Source organism: Frankia sp. R82, assembly GCF_023716925.1.
Lineage (GTDB): Bacteria > Actinomycetota > Actinomycetes > Frankiales > Frankiaceae > Frankia.
The window spans coordinates 6,747-23,727 of the sequence record NZ_JAMQQG010000320.1 but is presented as its reverse complement, the minus strand read 5'-3'; the positions used below and the strand labels follow the sequence as shown (position 1 = coordinate 23,727).

12 protein-coding genes are annotated in these 16,981 nt (G+C 71.2%); 9 read left to right on the top strand and 3 right to left on the bottom strand.

Going from position 1 to position 16,981, the window contains the following annotated elements; translation table 11 throughout:
- On the bottom strand, positions 1–704 hold a 704-nt coding region (locus ND747_RS26425), incomplete at its 3' end, for a YafY family protein (RefSeq protein WP_251736973.1).
- Between the two features lie 579 nt (positions 705–1,283).
- Between ND747_RS26425 and ND747_RS26420 the strand changes: the two genes are divergently transcribed.
- On the top strand, positions 1,284–2,447 hold the full coding sequence (locus tag ND747_RS26420; RefSeq protein WP_308204703.1) for a glycosyltransferase family 2 protein: 1,164 nt from the start codon (positions 1,284–1,286) through the stop codon (positions 2,445–2,447).
- A gap of 22 nt (positions 2,448–2,469) precedes the next feature.
- Here the strand turns inward: ND747_RS26420 and ND747_RS26415 are convergent, their stop codons facing one another.
- Positions 2,470–3,132: an MBL fold metallo-hydrolase gene (locus tag ND747_RS26415; RefSeq protein WP_251736972.1), complete on the bottom strand. Its 663-nt coding sequence runs from the start codon at positions 3,130–3,132 to the stop codon at positions 2,470–2,472.
- Positions 3,133–3,399: 267 nt separating this feature from the next.
- Here ND747_RS26415 and uvrA point away from each other — a divergent pair, with 267 nt between their 5' ends.
- Complete coding sequence (gene uvrA, locus ND747_RS26410) at positions 3,400–6,327, top strand: excinuclease ABC subunit UvrA (RefSeq protein ID WP_251736971.1); 2,928 nt, start codon at positions 3,400–3,402, stop codon at positions 6,325–6,327.
- Positions 6,328–6,416: 89 nt separating this feature from the next.
- Here the strand turns inward: uvrA and ND747_RS26405 are convergent, their stop codons facing one another.
- A complete protein-coding gene (locus ND747_RS26405; RefSeq protein ID WP_251736970.1) occupies positions 6,417–6,830 on the bottom strand; it encodes an SsgA family sporulation/cell division regulator in 414 nt (137 codons plus the stop codon).
- A 251-nt stretch (positions 6,831–7,081) separates the two neighbouring features.
- On the opposite strand from ND747_RS26405, the gene uvrC reads away from it, so the two are divergent.
- The 7 genes from uvrC (at position 7,082) to tpiA (ending at position 16,367) form a co-directional block, all read left to right on the top strand.
- Entirely contained in the window at positions 7,082–9,430 is a 2,349-nt protein-coding gene (gene uvrC / locus ND747_RS26400; RefSeq protein WP_251736969.1) for an excinuclease ABC subunit UvrC, read from the top strand.
- A complete protein-coding gene (gene rapZ / locus ND747_RS26395; RefSeq protein ID WP_251736968.1) occupies positions 9,427–10,296 on the top strand; it encodes an RNase adapter RapZ in 870 nt (289 codons plus the stop codon). The genes uvrC and rapZ overlap by 4 nt, the downstream gene beginning before the upstream one ends.
- 44 nt (positions 10,297–10,340) lie before the next feature.
- On the top strand, positions 10,341–11,432 hold the full coding sequence (gene yvcK / locus ND747_RS26390; protein WP_251736977.1) for a uridine diphosphate-N-acetylglucosamine-binding protein YvcK: 1,092 nt from the start codon (positions 10,341–10,343) through the stop codon (positions 11,430–11,432).
- Positions 11,433–11,446: 14 nt separating this feature from the next.
- A complete protein-coding gene (whiA, locus tag ND747_RS26385; protein WP_251736976.1) occupies positions 11,447–12,424 on the top strand; it encodes a DNA-binding protein WhiA in 978 nt (325 codons plus the stop codon).
- A gap of 531 nt (positions 12,425–12,955) precedes the next feature.
- Complete coding sequence (gene gap / locus ND747_RS26380) at positions 12,956–13,963, top strand: type I glyceraldehyde-3-phosphate dehydrogenase (RefSeq protein WP_251736967.1); 1,008 nt, start codon at positions 12,956–12,958, stop codon at positions 13,961–13,963.
- 232 nt (positions 13,964–14,195) lie between these two features.
- Positions 14,196–15,398, top strand: a complete 1,203-nt coding sequence (pgk, locus tag ND747_RS26375; RefSeq protein ID WP_251736966.1) for a phosphoglycerate kinase — start codon at positions 14,196–14,198, stop codon at positions 15,396–15,398.
- A 168-nt stretch (positions 15,399–15,566) separates the two neighbouring features.
- The gene (gene tpiA / locus ND747_RS26370) at positions 15,567–16,367 is read left to right on the top strand and encodes a triose-phosphate isomerase (RefSeq protein WP_308204701.1); all 801 of its coding nucleotides are present in this window, start codon (positions 15,567–15,569) and stop codon (positions 16,365–16,367) included.
- The last annotated feature ends 614 nt before the right edge of the window (positions 16,368–16,981 follow it).

Genomic DNA, 16,981 nt, shown 5'->3' with positions numbered 1-16,981 from the left:
GCCGGCGGTCGCGGGCGCGGGCGGCGCACGCCCGGTGGCGGCGCGGTGAAGAAGGCGAACGGGTCGCGGTCCTGCACGGGGCGGCCGGTGTTCACCGCCCGGGAGATGCGGTCCCAACGAAACCACCGCGGCCCCCGCCGTTCGAGGCACCAGGCCAGCAGGTACCACTGGCCGGCGGTCAGGGCCAGCAGCGCCGGTTCGATCTGCCGCCCCACCGTCCGGCTGCCCACGGCGTCCTGATAGTCGATGACGAGGACCTGGCCGGCGCGTAGCGCCTCCTCGATCGTGACGGCCAGCGGGGTGCGCGCGAGCGTCGGCGAGCTGGTGGCGGAACCCGCAGCCCGCTCGGCCACCAACCGCTGCTGGGTCGGCGGCAGGCTGTCGAGCAGCTTCTCCAGCGCCGCCGCCCCATCGCGGGTAAGCGGCCCGCCACCAGCACCGGCCAGCGCCACGGCGGCGGCGCCGGCCTGCCCCTGGGTGAAGGTGACGGGCGGCACCGTCGCATGCTGGGCGAGTACGTAGCCTCCGCCCGGCCCGGAGATTCCGCCCACCGAGACGCCCGCCTTCTGCAGATCCAGGAGGTCCCGGCGAATCGTGCGGACGCTCACATCCAGCCGTGCTGCCAGGCTGGCAGCGGTGCGCCCGGCGGGTCCGGCCCGGCGCAACTCCTCGACAATCGCGGTCAGTCGATCTGGGTGCGGCATGTTCTTACGTTGACAGGGCAGTGTCGCGACTGGTGGCGAAACGGCCGGACTCCTACGATTTCCTCGTCCACCGCCCTCCCCGGCCACAACGGGCCGGGGGTCGACGGTCACGGGACGCGACGCGCGGCGCGGGCGGCCCCGACTCGGTAGGCGAATGTGGCGCGCCGAGGTGCGCCGTGATGTGTGTGATACTTGTCCATGCGGAGTCCGGAGATGTTCTTGCCGCGTCCGGCCGTGGTGTGACCCCGGTCTCCGTCGGCTGTTTGGGCGCTGCTTACGACGGTCGCTCGTACAGATTTAGTGGTCTGCCGATCCCATTCGAGAATCGGCGCCGCCCGAGTCGGTGCCAGGTCGCGAATCCACCCTTTTCTGGCGTGCCGAAGAATCGGGCGCGACTCGCCGTCGAACAACATGGAACATCTCCAGGACGTCGTTATTCTGGTGGCGATCGGTGACCGGGTCGAGGTTTCGGGCCTGGTCTACTTCCGTGCTCGCCGCGAAGTCGGCGGGTTCAGCTGCGCGTTGCGCCGGTTGCGACGAAATGCCGATTATCAGCACTTATTCTTTCTATGAAGGCGGATGATGCACAGTCTGTGCTCGGTTGTCGTGTCCCACGGCGGCTCGTCCCATCTGCACGAGCTGCTTACGGCCCTGCTTGCTGTCAGGGGGAGCAGGGTCGTCCTGGTGGAGAACGGTCCACTCGACCGGACCGCGGTTCCGGACGGCGTGCGCATCGTCGAGGGTCAGGGCAACGTCGGTTATGGCACCGCTGTCAACATCGCCGTCCGCCACATCGTGGCGGAGGGGTCGGCCACCGCAACGGCCGGGATGGCCGGCGAGACCGGGGGCAGCGGGCCCGAGTGGGTGCTCGTGGTCAACAGCGACGTGACGATTCCCGCGCAGACCGTGGCTGTTCTTCCCGATCTTCTTGCCTGGTACCCGCCGTCGGTCGATGCGGTCGGCTTTCCGTTTCTGGACACCCCTGACGGGCCGCCGGGACGCTCCCAGGCGGTCCTGCCAACCGCTCGGACCAATGCGTTCATCGCCGTGCGCGGCGAGGCCGCGGCGGTCGCCCGCTGGCCGCATCTGCGCTATCCGGTCGGTGCGTTCTTCGCGATCCGGGCCCGGACCTTCCTCGAACTCGGCGGGTTCGATCCGTCCTTCTGGATGTACTACGAGGAGACCGACCTGTTCGCCCGGCTGTACGCCAGTGGCGGCCGGATCGCCTGGGTCGACGACGAATGGCCGGTGGTGCACCTCGGCGGCGAGACGGTCGGGCGGTCCCCGCTGCTGCACACCGAACTCGGTCGCGCCGCCGCCGTCTACGCCCGCCGGCACCGCGCCACGGTCGGTCGCAGCTGGCCTGTGGTGCACGCCGCCCAGCTCGGCCTGCTCACCGTTCGCAAGCTCGTCACCGGCCGTCCCCACGACGCGCGCCGCGCGGCACGGATGCTGAACGGCCTGCTCGGCGGCCTGGCCCGGCCCTCCTGGGAGCCTGCGGTCACGTCCCGGTGGCAGGCGATCCCCGCCGCGACGCGCCTGCGCCTCGGCCAGCTTCCCCGTCCCCACCACGGGGACCACGAGGATGCCGGCCTGACGGCGGTCATCAGCCCCACGCCGACGGTGGTCACATCGCCGCCCAGCTCCATCCCGGCGATTCCGGCGCCGGCGGGTCCGGCCGACCCGGGCCGCGGCGCCGATCAGAACCTCGGCTCACTTTCCCGCCGGGCCCGACGCGGCTGAGCGCGATTCCCGGGGCCAGATGTCACCAGCCCCGGGCTCGCCACTCGGCGAGATGGGGGCGTTCGGTGCCGAGGACGGTGTCGTCGCCGTGGCCGGGATAGATCCAGGTGGTGTCGGGCAGCGGACCGAAGATCTTGGCTTCCAGATCGTCCATCAGGGTGGTGAAGGCGGCGGCGTCGCCGAAGGTGTTGCCAGGACCCCCGGGGAACAGGCAGTCGCCGGTGAACAGGTGTGGGGCGGCCGGGTCGGCGTCGTAGAGCAGGGCGACCGAGCCGGGGGTGTGACCGACGAGGTGGATCGCGCGCAGCGTGGCGCGGCCGACCGTGACCTCGTCGCCGTCGTGCAGTGTGCGGGCGGTCGGGACGGGGATCGCGTCCGCGTCATCGGCGTGGGCGAGGGTGGTGGCGCCGGTGGCGGCGACGACCTCGGCGAGCGCCTGGACGTGATCGGCGTGGCGGTGGCTGGTGACGACGGTGGCGAGGCCGGCCTCCCCGACGAGGCCGAGCAGGGTGGCGGGCTCGTTCGCGGCGTCGATGAGCAGCTGCTCGCCCGTGGTGGTGCAGCGCAGCAGGTAGGCGTTGTTGTTCATCGGGCCGACGGCCACCTTCGTCACGGCCAGGCCGGGCAGTGCGCGGGTGTCGGCCGGGCCGCCGACGGTGACCTGCCCGGTGTACGCGTTGCTCATCAGGGGCCTCCTGCCGTGGGGGCGGAACATTGCCTGGTGACGGGTGGTTGGCGTCTCTCGGGTGGGTCGTGCCGCCGCAGTGGACATTCTGCCGTGCGGGGCCGCGCGGATCGAGCTGCTGTGCGGCCCGGGCGTTGGGTGGGATCAGGTGCTGTGCGGCAGCTGGTCCCCGGGCCGCGGTGGCCACGGCAGAAGTGTCGGACGTCGTCCGTAGCATGGCCACACTCGACCAGGTGTGCAGTTTCGGAAGATCATGAGGGATCGACGATGGCCGACCGTCTTGTCGTGCGCGGCGCGCGTGAGCACAACCTCCGCAACGTCGATCTTGACCTGCCTCGGGACGGGCTGATCGTCTTCACTGGGATGTCGGGGTCGGGCAAGTCGAGTCTCGCCTTCGACACGATCTTCGCGGAGGGGCAGCGGCGCTACGTCGAGTCGTTGTCGGCGTACGCTCGCCAGTTCCTCGGCCAGATGGACAAACCGGATGTGGACTTCATCGAGGGCCTGTCCCCGGCGGTGTCCATCGACCAGAAGTCGACCTCACGCAACCCGCGGTCCACCGTCGGCACGATCACCGAGGTGTACGACTACCTGCGACTGCTCTACGCTCGCGCAGGCCGCCCGCACTGTCCGAAATGCGGTCGGCCGATCGCCCGGCAGACGCCCCAGCAGATCGTCGACCGGCTGCTCGAACTGCCCGAGGGCACCCGCTTCCAGCTGCTCGCCCCGGTGGTGCGCGGGCGCAAGGGCGAGTACCTCGATCTGTTCGCCGAGCTGCAGAGCTCCGGTTTCGCCCGAGCCCGGGTCGACGGCGATGTCGTCGCCCTCACCGAGGCGCCGAAGCTTGCCAAGCAGCGCAAGCACACCATCGAGGTCGTGGTCGACCGGTTGGCGGCGAAGGCGTCGGCCAAGCAGCGCCTGACCGACTCGGTGGAGACGGCGCTGCGCCTCGGGGGCGGCCTGGTGCTCGTCGACTTCGTCGACCGGCCCGTCGACGATCCCGAACGCGAGCGGATGTACTCCGAGCATCTCGCCTGCATGTACGACGATCTGTCGTTCGAGGAGCTGGAACCGCGGTCGTTCTCGTTCAACTCGCCCTACGGTGCCTGCCCGGACTGCTCCGGCATCGGTACCCGCAAGGAGGTCGACCCGGAGCTGGTCATCCCCGACCCGACGCTGTCGTTGGCCCAGGGGGCGGTGGCACCGTGGGCCGGCGGCCACAACAAGGAGTACTTCGAGCGGTTGCTCACCGCGCTCGCCGAGGACCTCAGCTTCCGGATGGACACCCCCTGGGAGGGCCTGCCCGAGCGGGCCCGCAAGGCCGTGCTGCACGGCAGCGGGGACACCGAGATCCACGTCGGCTATACCAACCGATACGGGCGTAAGCGGTCCTACTACGCCTCCTTCGAGGGAGTGATCGGTTTCATCGGCCGGCGGCACCGCGAGGCCGAGTCGGACAGCAGCCGGGAGCGCTACGAGGGCTACATGCGTGATGTGCCGTGCCCGGCGTGCCGCGGCGCGCGGCTCAAGCCCGAGTCGCTCGCGGTCACCCTGGGTGCAAGATCCATCGCCGAGGTGTCGGGGATGGCGATCGGGGAGTGCGCGGACTTCCTGCGCGGCCTCGAGCTCACCGAGCGGGAGCAGGTGATCGCCGGCCGGGTGCTCAAGGAGGTCGACGCCCGGCTGTCGTTCCTGCTCGACGTCGGCCTGGACTACCTCTCCCTCGACCGGGCCGCAGGGACGCTCGCTGGCGGGGAGGCGCAGCGTATCCGGCTCGCGACCCAGATCGGTTCCGGCCTCGTCGGCGTGCTGTATGTGCTGGACGAGCCGTCCATCGGCCTGCACCAGCGGGACAACCGGCGGCTCATCCAGACCCTCGAGCGCCTGCGTGACCTCGGTAACACGCTCATCGTCGTCGAGCACGACGAGGACACGATCCGCGCGTCCGACTGGGTGGTCGACATCGGCCCCGGTGCCGGCGAGCACGGTGGGCGGGTCGTCGTGTCCGGGCCGGTGGAGCAGCTGCTGGCCAGCGAGGAGTCGATGACCGGCGCCTATCTGTCCGGTCGCCGGCAGATCCCGGTACCCGACATCCGCCGGATGCCGACGAAGGGCCGGGCACTCACGGTGCACGGTGCCCGGGAGCACAACCTGCGCGACGTGACGGTGTCGTTTCCGCTTGGCTGTTTCGTCGCCGTCACCGGCGTGTCCGGCTCGGGGAAGTCGACGTTGGTCAACGACATCCTTGCGGCCGTGCTCGCGAACCGGCTCAACGGCGCCCGCGAGGTGCCTGGCCGGCACCGCACCGTCAGCGGCCTCGAGGAGCTCGACAAGGCCGTGCGGGTCGACCAGTCAGCGATCGGACGCACCCCACGGTCGAACCCGGCCACCTACACCGGTGTGTTCGACCACATCCGCCGCCTGTTCGCCGAGACCACCGAGGCGAAGGTGCGCGGCTACCAGCCCGGGCGGTTCTCGTTCAACGTCAAGGGTGGTCGCTGCGAGGCCTGCTCCGGTGACGGCACGATCAAAATCGAGATGAACTTCCTGCCGGACGTGTACGTGCCGTGTGAGGTCTGCCATGGCGCCCGCTACAACCGGGAGACCCTGGAGGTGCACTACAAGAACCGCAGCATCGCCGAAGTGCTCGACATGCCGATCGAGGAGGCCGCCGAGTTCTTCGCCGCGGTGCCGGCGATCGCCCGTCACCTGCGCACCCTCAACGACGTCGGGCTCGGCTACGTCCGGCTCGGCCAGTCGGCGCCGACGTTGTCCGGTGGCGAGGCGCAGCGGGTCAAACTCGCCGCCGAGCTGCAGCGTCGCTCCACCGGGCGCACCGTCTACGTTTTGGACGAGCCGACGACCGGGCTCCACTTCGAGGACATCCGCAAACTGCTCGGAGTGCTCAGCCGGTTGGTCGACGCCGGGAACACCGTCATCGTCATCGAGCACAACCTCGACGTGATCAAGACCGCCGACTGGATCATCGACATGGGCCCGGAGGGCGGCACCGGCGGCGGTCGGGTCGTCGCGCAGGGCTCACCCGAAAGTGTGGCTGCAGTCGCCGAAAGTCACACGGCTCTGTTCCTGCGTGAGATTCTCGGCGACCGGCTCACCGGATCGAACGGCGCGGGCGGCGGCGGTGCCGGCCGGGGGGTGCGGCGTGAACGCGTCGCCGAGGCCGCGGCCCGCTGAGGCCGCGATCGCCGCATCGGCCGGCCGCCGGCCGGCTGGGTCCCGTGGCTGTGCGGACTGGGTGGGCCGGCGGGGTGCCGGGTGGACGGTCAGTCCTGCAGAAGGTCTGCGAGCACGGTGTCCAACTCCTGCTCGGTGTGCTCCTGACCGGTGGGTACGAGCCGTTCGGTGCGGTCCAGGAAGCGACGCAGCGGCGCCGTGGCCAACAGGACCACGGTGTTCTTCTCGCCGTCGGCCAGGTCGAGACGGATCTTGTCCTCGTTCGGGTCGGGGCAGATACGCACGTCGCCGTCCCCGACGGGGCGATCCAGGCCCGTGCGCAGCGCGTCGCGTGGAGCCACCCAGTTACCCTGCGGCAGCGCTGGGTGTTCCGGGCGGGACACGAGCGCCAGCGAGACGGCCAGTGGGTCACAGGCACGCCAGCAGATCTGGAACACCGTCACCCGCCCGCTGCCGGCGCCGTCGTCCACGACGAACTCCGTGGTGACGTCCTTTCCAAACACGCGCTGGCTCCCTCGGTTCGCCGTCCGGTGTGTCGAGGGTCGCAGCCCTGCGCCCCGGGCGCCAGCGGGCCAGCCCCGAACACCGGAAGGTATGGATGTGATCACTTTACGTCCTGGATTCCCGGCGTGCCGTCGGACCGTCCGCGGGCCGGGGAACGGACCCCCGCCGACCAGGGTGCACGCTATGCGTGATGAAATGGTTACGTGCAGGTGTCGCTCGTCCAGGATGATGGTCGCCGTAGGCTCGGTTCATGGCTGATCCGGCGTCCTACCGGCCTGCGCCGGGGTCGATCCCCGAGACTCCCGGCGTCTACCGCTTCCGTGACGAGCACGGCCGTGTGCTGTACGTCGGCAAGGCCAAGAACCTGCGCGCCCGGCTCGCGAACTACTTCGCGGCCCCGCACACGCTGCATCCCCGCACCCAGCAGATGGTGCGCACCGCCTGTGCCGTCGAGTGGACGGTGGTCACCACCGAGGTCGAGGCGCTGCAGCTCGAGTTCACCTGGATCAAGGAGTTCGACCCGCGGTTCAACGTCCGCTACCGCGACGACAAGAGTTATCCGAGTCTCGCCGTGACCCTTCACGAGGAGTTCCCGCGACTGCAGGTCATGCGGGGGCCGAAGCGCAGGGGCGTGCGTTACTTCGGGCCGTATGTCCATGCCTGGGCCATCCGGGAGACCCTGGACCAGTTGCTGCGGGTGTTTCCGGCCCGGACCTGCTCGACCGGGGTGTTCCGGCGGGCCAGCCAGGTGGGTCGACCGTGTCTGCTCGGCTACATCGACCGGTGTAGCGCGCCGTGTGTCGGGCGGGTCGACGCCGCCGAGCACCGGGCGATCGTCAACGACTTCTGCGACTTCATGTCCGGCCAGACCGGCCGGTTCCTGCGTCGTATCGAGCAGGACATGCGGGTCGCCGCAGCAGCCCAGGAGTACGAGCGGGCCGCCCGGCTGCGCGACGACGCCGGCGCCCTGCGTCGCGCGATCGAGAAGCAGGCGGTCGTGCTCCCCGACGGCACCGACGCCGACGTGATCGCCTTCGCCGAGGACGAGCTGGAAGCCGCGGTCGCGATCTTCTACGTCCGTGGTGGGCGGGTCCGCGGCCAGCGCGGCTGGGTGGTCGACAAGGTCGAGGACGTGACCACCGCCGACCTCGTCGAGCAGTTCCTCACCCAGGATTATCTCGACGGCATCACCCCACCCGCCAGCACCGACGCCGCGACCAGCAGCGACCCCAGCGCCGCGGGCACGGTGGCGCCGCAAGGCGCTGCCCAGCCCCTCGGCGGGCACGGGGTGCGAGGGGACGCCCGCCGGCCCACCGGGCTCGCGAGTGTGGACGTCGAGGGTGCCGGCGTCGCCCGCGAGATCCTGGTGCCGGTCCTGCCTCCGGATGCGCAGGCCGTGACCGAACTGCTCACGGCGACCCGCGGCGGCCGGGTGGAGCTGCGGGTGCCCCGCCGCGGCGACAAACGCACCCTGCTCGAGACGGTGCAGCGTAACGCCAGTCAGGCCCTCGCCCTGCACCGCACGAAGCGGGCGAGCGACCTGACCGCTCGTAGTCGTGCGCTGGCCGAACTGCAGGAGGCTCTGGACCTGCCGGACGCCCCGCTGCGGATCGAGTGCTACGACGTGTCCAACACCCAGGGCACCAACATCGTCGCCAGCATGGTGGTGTTCGAGGACGGCCTGGCGCGCAAGTCCGAGTACCGCCGTTTCTCCATCCGTGGGCTCGCCAGCGGCCCGTACGACAGCCGGGCCGCGGACGGCGCCGGGCGGCATGGTGCCGCCGGAGCGGACGCCCGGGGTCAGGATGACGTCGCGAGCATGTACGAGACGATCCACCGGCGTTTCTCCCGATACCTCGCCGAACAGTCGCGGACCGGTGAGATCGCCGGCCTCCCGGCCAGCGCCGAGGGTTCCGCATCCGGGAGAGACGACCCGGATGCGACCGGTGGCCCGACGGTGTCGCGGGACGAGGCGGTGTCGCGGGACGAGGCGGTGTCGCGGGACGAGGCGGCCGGGGGCGGGCAGCCGATCGATCCGGATACCGGGCGTCCCCGCCGGTTCGCCTACCCACCGAACCTGGTCGTCGTGGACGGCGGGGCACCGCAGGTCGCGGCGGCGGCGCGGGCGCTGGCCGACCTTGGCATCGATGACGGCCCGGGCGGTGTGGCGCTGTGCGGGCTCGCGAAGCGCCTTGAGGAGGTGTGGCTGGCCGACAGCGACGAGCCAGTGATCCTCCCACGCACATCCGAGGGGCTCTACCTGCTACAACGGGTGCGGGACGAGGCACACCGCTTCGCGATCACCTATCACCGGCAGAAACGGTCGACAGCGATGGTGGCCTCCGTGCTCGACGAGGTGCCGGGGCTCGGCGAGACGCGGCGCAAGGCGCTGCTGCGGGCGTTCGGTTCGGTTGCGAAGATCCGGGCGGCCAGCGTCGAGGAACTTGCCCAGGTGTCCGGGATCGGTCCGCGCACCGCCGAGGCGATCGTGGCGGCCCTCGCCCGTACGGCGCCGGGGCAGCCCGCGGCGCCCACCCCGGCCGTCGACCCGGTGACCGGGGAGATTCTCGACAACGCCGACGCGGGACGGACCTCATGACCACACCGACCCTCGAGCTGGCGATCATCACCGGCCTGTCCGGCGCGGGGCGCAGCACGGCCGCCAAGTGCCTGGAGGACCTCGGCTGGTTCGTGGTCGACAACCTGCCGCCCGCCCTGCTGTCCACGATGGCCGAACTCGGTCATCGTTCCGGCGGTGCGGTCAGCCGGATCGCCGTCGTCGTCGACGTCCGCGGTCGCGCGTTCTTCTCCGATCTGCGGGCGGCGGTCGCGGCCCTGGACACCCGGGGCATGCAGCCACGGATGCTGTTCCTCGAGGCCAGCGACGACGCGCTGATCCGCCGGTTCGACCACGTTCGCCGGCCGCATCCGCTGCAGGGCGACGGCCGGGTCGTCGACGGCATCGGCCGGGAGCGCACACTGCTCGCGGAGCTTCGTGGGGAGGCCGACCTCGTGCTGGACACGACCGACCTCAACGTCCACGAGCTGCGGGCGAAGATCGACGCCGCCTTCGGTCAACCACGCACGCACCGGCTCAACGCCACCGTCGTCTCGTTCGGCTACAAGTACGGGCTGCCCCTGGACGCCGACCTGGTCGCCGACTGCCGGTTCTTGCCCAACCCGCACTGGGTGGAGGAACTGCGCCCCTACACCGGACGGGACCCGCAGGTCCGGGACTACGTGCTCGCCCAGCCGGGCGCGGCCGAGTTCCTCGACCAGTTCGCCGCGCTGCTGCATCTGATGGGGGAGGGCTTCGCCCGGGAGGGCAAGCGGTACCTGACGCTCGCGGTCGGCTGCACCGGTGGCAAGCATCGCAGCGTCGCCATGGCCGAGCAGATCGGCGCGCGCCTGGGCGCGGACGGCATCGGGGTCCGTGTGGTCCACCGCGATCTGGGACGGGAGTGAGCGTGACCCGTTTCGAGCAGCAGCACGATGCCCGGCCGTCCGCGCTGGACGACGCGGCCGGCGGGTGGACGGCGGCGGGTCCGGCGCCGGCGGTGGTCGCCTTCGGCGGCGGGCATGGCCTGGCCGCCTCCCTGGCGGCGCTGCGCCGGCTGACGGCGGCCCTCACCGCGGTGGTCACCGTCGGTGATGACGGTGGTTCGTCGGGGCGGCTGCGGGCCGAGCTCGGCGCGCTGCCGATGGGTGACCTGCGGATGGCGCTGGCTGCCCTCGCCGGTGCCGAGGGGGACCCGGCGGCCTGGACCGACCTGTTCCAGCACCGGTTCGGCGGGCCCGGTCCGCTGGCCGGGCACGCCGTCGGGAACCTGGTGCTCACCGGTCTCGCCGAGCGCACCGGGTCACCGGTGGCCGCCCTCGACCTCGCGGCCGGACTGCTTGGCGTGCGTGGCCGGGTGCTGCCGCTGGCGACGGCGGGCATCGACATCGTCGCCGACGTCGCCGGGCTCGATCCACGCGATCCCGAGGCGACCACCGAGGTGCGCGGGCAGGCCGCGGTGGCCACCACGACCGGCCGGGTGGTGGGGCTGCGCGTGGCACCGCCCGCACCGGTGCCCTGCCGGGAGGCGGTGGCAGCCGCCCGCGCCGCCGACTGGCTGGTGCTCGGCCCGGGATCGCTTTACACCAGCATGCTGCCGCACCTGCTGGTGCCCGGGATGCGCCAGGCGATCACCTCGGCCCGGGGGCGCACCCTCATGGTGCTGAACCTGGCCGCCCAGCCGGGCGAGACCGCCGGCTACACCCCACAGGCCCATCTCGATGCGCTGCGCCGGCATGTGCCCGGGCTGCGTATCGACGTGGTGCTCGCCGATCCGACCGCGGTACCCGATCCCGTCCCGCTTGCCGCCGCGGCCGCTCTGCTGGGCGCCCGCCTGCACCTGGCGCCGGTGCGGGTGCCGGGTGCGCCCGTGCACGATCCGATCCGGCTCGCTGCTGCCTTCCAGGCGGTGTTCGCGGAGGCAGATCCGCGGCATCCGGCCCGGCCGGCCCCCGCGGTGCCGGTCGGCGGGGCCGCCCGGTTCGGGTACCCCTCGTCTGGCGGAGCCGTCCGCCGGACCTCATCTGGTGAAGCCAAGGAGTGATCGGTGTGGCGGCGATGACGGCCACCGTCAAGGATGAACTGAGCCGGCTACGGGTCGCGAAACCCTGTTGCCGGCGCGCCGAGATGGCGGCGCTGCTGCGTTTCGGTGGCGGTCTGCACATCGTCGGGGGCCGGATCGTCGTCGAGGCCGAGCTGGACACGGGCGCGACCGCGCGGCGGCTGCGCCGGGAGGTCGCGGAAGTGTTCGGCTTCCCGTCCACCGTGGCGGTGCTCGCCGCGGGCGGACTGCGTCGTTCGGTGCGCTACATCGTGCGGGTCGAACGCGACGGGGAGCAGCTCGCCCGCTCCACCGGGCTGCTCGACCAGCGTGGCCGGCCGGTGCGTGGCCTGCCACCGCAGGTCGTCACCGGTTCGGCCTGTGACGCGGCGGCGGCCTGGCGCGGGGCGTTCCTCGCCCACGGGTCGCTGACCGAACCCGGGCGGTCCTGCTCACTGGAGGTCACCTCACCCGGGCCGGAGGCGGCGCTGGCACTGGTCGGTGCGGCCCGGCGGCTCGGCGTGCAGGCCAAAAGCCGCGATGTGCGCGGAGTGGACCGGGTGGTGATCCGCGATGGCGACGCGATCGGCGCGTTGCTGACCCGGATCGGAGCCCACGACAGCCTGCTGGCCTGGGAGGAACGGCGGATGCGCCGGGAGGTCCGGGCGACCGCGAACCGGCTGGCCAACTTCGACGACGCCAACCTGCGCCGCTCGGCGCGGGCGGCGGTCGCGGCCGGCGCCCGGGTGCAGGCCGCGATGCGTATCCTGGGCCAGGATGCCCCAGATCATCTGCTCGCCGCGGGACGGCTGCGCCTCGAGCACGCCCAGGCGTCGCTGGAGGAACTGGGCGCGCTGGCCGACCCGCCGTTGACCAAGGACGCGGTGGCCGGACGGATCCGCCGGCTGCTCGCGCTCGCCGACAAGCGGGCCAACGCTCTCGGCATCCCGAACACCGAGGCAAGCGTCTCCCCGGACCTGTTGGAGAACGCCTGAGTATCCACCGTCATTCGGGTTATATCGGTCATTCGGGTGGATATTTAGTGAGAATTGCGGCCCCGGTCGGTCCGGTCGGGTCCGGTCGGGACCATGCCTCGCAACGTCACGGCGCTCTGATCAACAGGCCCGGGCGACGATGGAATAATGTGCCGTGGATAGCACGATCGTGATCGCCCACAGGGGGCACAACGATGACCGTCGCCGGGGGCGTCCGGCCAGTGTCCGGCCCTGTCCGGGTCCGAGCCCGGTCGGGCCGGTCGGCGGGTCGTCGCTGGCCCGGGGGCCGTCCCGGCGCAGTGCGGGCCGGTCGGCCGCGGCGGGCCGGCGCCGCTTGGCAGCAGGTGGCCCGGGTGATGGAAATGCGGTCCTGTGTGAGGAGACCAACACCGCACGGTTCGGATTGCGGCCGATGATGTGCGAACTCGTTAGGCTCCTCCCTCGACAACGTCATACCGAACGACGTCATGACGCGACGGTGTCGTGACGGTCAAATCGACGAGACACACGACGGTAGGGAGAGTCCAGGACGTGGCGACAAGGGTGGGTGTCAACGGCTTCGGGCGGATCGGCCGTAACTTCTGGCGGGCGCTTGCGGCGAGCAAGCGGGACGACCTGGAGATCGTCGCCGTCAACGACCTGACCGACAGCAAGACCCTCGCGCATCTGCTGAAGTACGACACCACGCTGGGCACGCTGGCCGCCCCGGTCAGCGTCACCGAGGGTGGCATCCGGGCCGGCGACTCGTTCATCAAGGTGCTCGCCGAGCGTGACCCGGCGGCCCTGCCCTGGGGCGAGCTCGGTGTCGACATCGTCATCGAGTCCACCGGCCGCTTCACCAAGGCGGCGGACGCGGGCAAGCACCTGCAGGCGGGCGCGAAGAAGGTCATCATCTCGGCGCCGGCCAAGGACGAGGACATCACCATCGTCATGGGTGTCAACGACGACACCTATGACCCGGCCACGCAGCACATCCTGTCCAACGCCTCCTGCACGACCAACTGCGTGGCGCCGCTGGCGAAGGTTCTCGACGAGGCGTTCGGCATCGTCCAGGGTCTGATGACCACGGTCCACGCCTACACCAACGACCAGGTCATCCTGGACTTCCCGCACTCGGACCTGCGCCGGGCCCGGGCCGCCGCGCAGAACATCATCCCGACCACCACCGGTGCCGCCAAGGCCACCTCGCTCGTCCTGCCGCAGCTCAAGGGCAAGCTGGACGGTCTGGCCATGCGCGTGCCGGTGCTTGACGGCTCGGTCACCGACCTCGTCGCGACACTGGCGAAGCCGGCGAGCAAGGAGGAGGTCAACGCGGCGTTCAAGGCGGCCGCCGAGGGTCCGCTCAAGGGCTACCTGGTCTACACCGAGGACCCGATCGTCTCCTCCGACATCGTCAACACCCCGGCGTCGTGCACCTTCGACTCGCTGCTGACGATGTCCGCCGGCAACCAGGTCAAGGTCATCGGCTGGTACGACAACGAGTGGGGCTACTCCAACCGCCTGGTCGACCTGACCGCGCTGGTCGCCGCCCGCCTCTAGGCACCCCGCCGCCAGGCACAGAAAATCCGGATGCCCGCCGCCGGCCGCCCACCCGGCGCCGGCGGCGGCAGGTCCGGACCGGACCCGTGCTTCCTGGTGCCGCGGCAGTCCCCGGTCACTCGTTACCCATCACTGGTCACCCCACGGTCGGACCCGGCACCGCCGGACTCATCGTGGCCACCGCCTGTCCTTCGCCGCCGGCATCCCGGCCCGAACCCTGGAGTAACTCAGAGTGAGGACGATCGACGACCTACAGGTCGCCGGGCACCGTGTTCTGGTCCGCTGTGACCTCAACGTTCCACTGGACCGCTCGGGCGACACCCCGCGCATCACCGACGACGGCCGGGTCCGGGCGAGCCTGCCGACGATCGCCGCGCTGCTCGACCGGGGTGCGCGCGTGATCGTCACCTCCCACCTGGGCCGGCCCAAGGGCGAACCGGACGCGAAGTACTCCCTGGAGCCCGTCGCCGTTCGTCTCGGCGAGCTGCTCGGTCGCCCGGTCACCTTCGCCGGCGACGGCAGCGGGGACATCGCCGGCGTCCACGCCCGCAAGATTGTCGCGGGCCTCGGCGACGGCGAGGTCGCGCTGCTGGAGAACCTGCGCTTCCACCCGGGCGAGACCAGCAAGGACGCCGCGGTGCGGGCCGCGTTCGCCGATGAGCTGGCCGCGCTCGGTGAGTTCTACGTCGGGGATGCCTTCGGTGCCGTGCACCGCGCGCACGCCAGCGTCGTCGACGTGCCCAAGCGGCTGCCGCACGCCGCCGGCAGCCTCGTGCTCACCGAACTCGACGTGCTGCGCCGGCTGTCGCAGGACCCGGCCCGCCCGTACGCGGTGGTCCTCGGGGGCTCGAAGGTCTCCGACAAGCTCGGCGTGATCCGCGCCCTGCTGCCGAAGGTCGACTCCCTGTTCGTCGGCGGCGGCATGTACTTCACCTTCCTGGCCGCCCTCGGCCATGGTGTCGGCGCGTCGCTGCTCGAGGCCGAGATGATCGACACCTGCTCGGCGCTGCTCGCCGAGGGTGGCGACCGGATCGTGCTGCCCACCGACGTGATCGTCGCCGACCGGTTCGCCGCCGACGCCGCCACCCGCACCGTCACCGCGGACGCGATCCCCGACGGCTGGCTCGGCCTCGACATCGGTCCCGCCTCCACCGCCGCGTTCGCGGCCCGCCTCGCGGATGCCGCCACGGTCTTCTGGAACGGTCCGATGGGCGTGTTCGAGCTGGCTCCGTTCGCCGCCGGAACCCGGGGCGTCGCCGAGTCGATCGCCGCCGGTTCCGGCTTCTCCGTCGTCGGCGGAGGCGACTCGGCCGCCGCCGTGCGCACCCTGGGCATCCCCGACGCCGGCTTCAGCCACATCTCCACCGGTGGCGGTGCCAGCCTCGAGTACCTGGAGGGCAAGGCCCTGCCCGGCCTCGCCGCCCTGGACGTCTGAGCACCACCAACTCCGGGGGACAAGGACGACAAGGACGTGGCACCACTGGGACGTGGACGAGCCGACAAGGGCCGATCCGACAAGGGCCGATCCGACAAGGGCCGATCCGAGCGGGGCCGATCCGAGCGGGGCCGATCCGAGCGGGGCCGATCCGAGAGGGGCAAGGCCGTGAGCACCGAACCCACCACTGGCAGCGGGCGCCGGACACTGGTCGCCGGCAACTGGAAGATGAACCTCAACCACCTCGAGGCGATCGCGCTGGTGCAGAAGGTCGCCTTCGACCTGAAGCCCGCCGAGCTCGAGGCGGTCGAGACCGTCGTCATCCCGCCGTTCACCGATCTGCGCAGCGTGCAGACCCTCATCGACGGGGACAAGCTCGTCCTCGGCTACGGTGCGCAGGACCTCTCCGTGCACACCTCGGGCGCGCACACGGGGGACATCGCCGGTTCGATGCTGGCGAAGCTCGGCTGCTCGTACGTCGTCGTCGGGCACTCCGAGCGCCGAGCCGACCACCACGAGGACGACGCGACCGTCGCCGCCAAGGCCAGGGCCGCGTTCGCGGTGGGGATCACCCCGATCCTGTGCGTCGGCGAGGTCGAGGCGATCCGGGTCGCTGGCACCCACGTCGAGCACGTGCTCGGCCAGCTCACCGGTTCACTCGCCGGGATCACCGCCGAGCAGGCCGCCTCGATCGTCATCGCCTACGAGCCCGTCTGGGCGATCGGCACCGGCCGCACCGCCTCCGCCCAGGACGCGCAGGACATGTGCGCCGCCGTCCGGGGCAAGCTCGCCGACCTGTACGACGAGTCCATCGCCGCTGGTATCCGCGTCCTGTACGGCGGATCGGTGAAGGCGGCCAACGCCGGCGAGCTGTTCACCATGCCCGACATCGATGGCGGTCTGGTCGGCGGGGCGAGCCTCGTCGCCGAGGAGTTCGTCGGCATCGTCCGCAGCACCCCCGCTGCCTGACCTCCCTCCCGCCGTTCCGCCGTTCCGCCGTTCCGGCGCTCCGTGGGCCTCCGTGTCTGCGTGGGTACGGCGACCATTCCGCAAAGTCACGGAATCTTGCCGAGGCGGAGTGAAGATTCCGGCCCGCCGATCCTTCACTACGCCTCGGCAAGAATGGATCATGGCTTTCGGTTGCCCGTGACAGAGCCATTTTTGTCACAGTAAGTGGCGTATACGGCATGGAAGGTATCGGTCAGCGGGTGTCGGGGGCGGATGGGTGCGGGGGTGTTCTGGCGGGACGTCAGCCGGCCCCGAGGGTGGTCACTCTCCGATATGTCTGCGTGGAACGTGATGAGACGCCTACATTTCGACGGGCCAGGACCTACCGGTGGGGCCGGACCCGTGGAACGTGGGGTTGCCACGGTCGACGTACGCGGCAGGAGGCAGGCCGGAACACGGACAGACCCGGCCCGCGCGCCCGGTGACCTTGGGATGATCGTGTCGAGGGTTGTTCGATGCGATGTGGAGGGTTGGGGGGGGGGGGGGGGGGGGGGGGGCCGCGGGGGGGGGGGGGGGGTGGTGGGGGGGGGGGGGGGTGGGGGGTGTGGTGGGTGGGAGCGGCCCGGACCCTCAGG

Coding starts and splice junctions, on each gene's coding strand:
- uvrC (WP_251736969.1), top strand. CDS start 7,082: ATGGCTGATCCGGCGTCCTACCGGCCTGCGCCGGGGTCGATCCCCGAG.
- uvrA (WP_251736971.1), top strand. CDS start 3,400: ATGGCCGACCGTCTTGTCGTGCGCGGCGCGCGTGAGCACAACCTCCGC.
- ND747_RS26420 (WP_308204703.1), top strand. CDS start 1,284: ATGATGCACAGTCTGTGCTCGGTTGTCGTGTCCCACGGCGGCTCGTCC.
- ND747_RS26415 (WP_251736972.1), bottom strand. CDS start 3,132: ATGAGCAACGCGTACACCGGGCAGGTCACCGTCGGCGGCCCGGCCGAC.
- whiA (WP_251736976.1), top strand. CDS start 11,447: ATGACGGCCACCGTCAAGGATGAACTGAGCCGGCTACGGGTCGCGAAA.
- rapZ (WP_251736968.1), top strand. CDS start 9,427: ATGACCACACCGACCCTCGAGCTGGCGATCATCACCGGCCTGTCCGGC.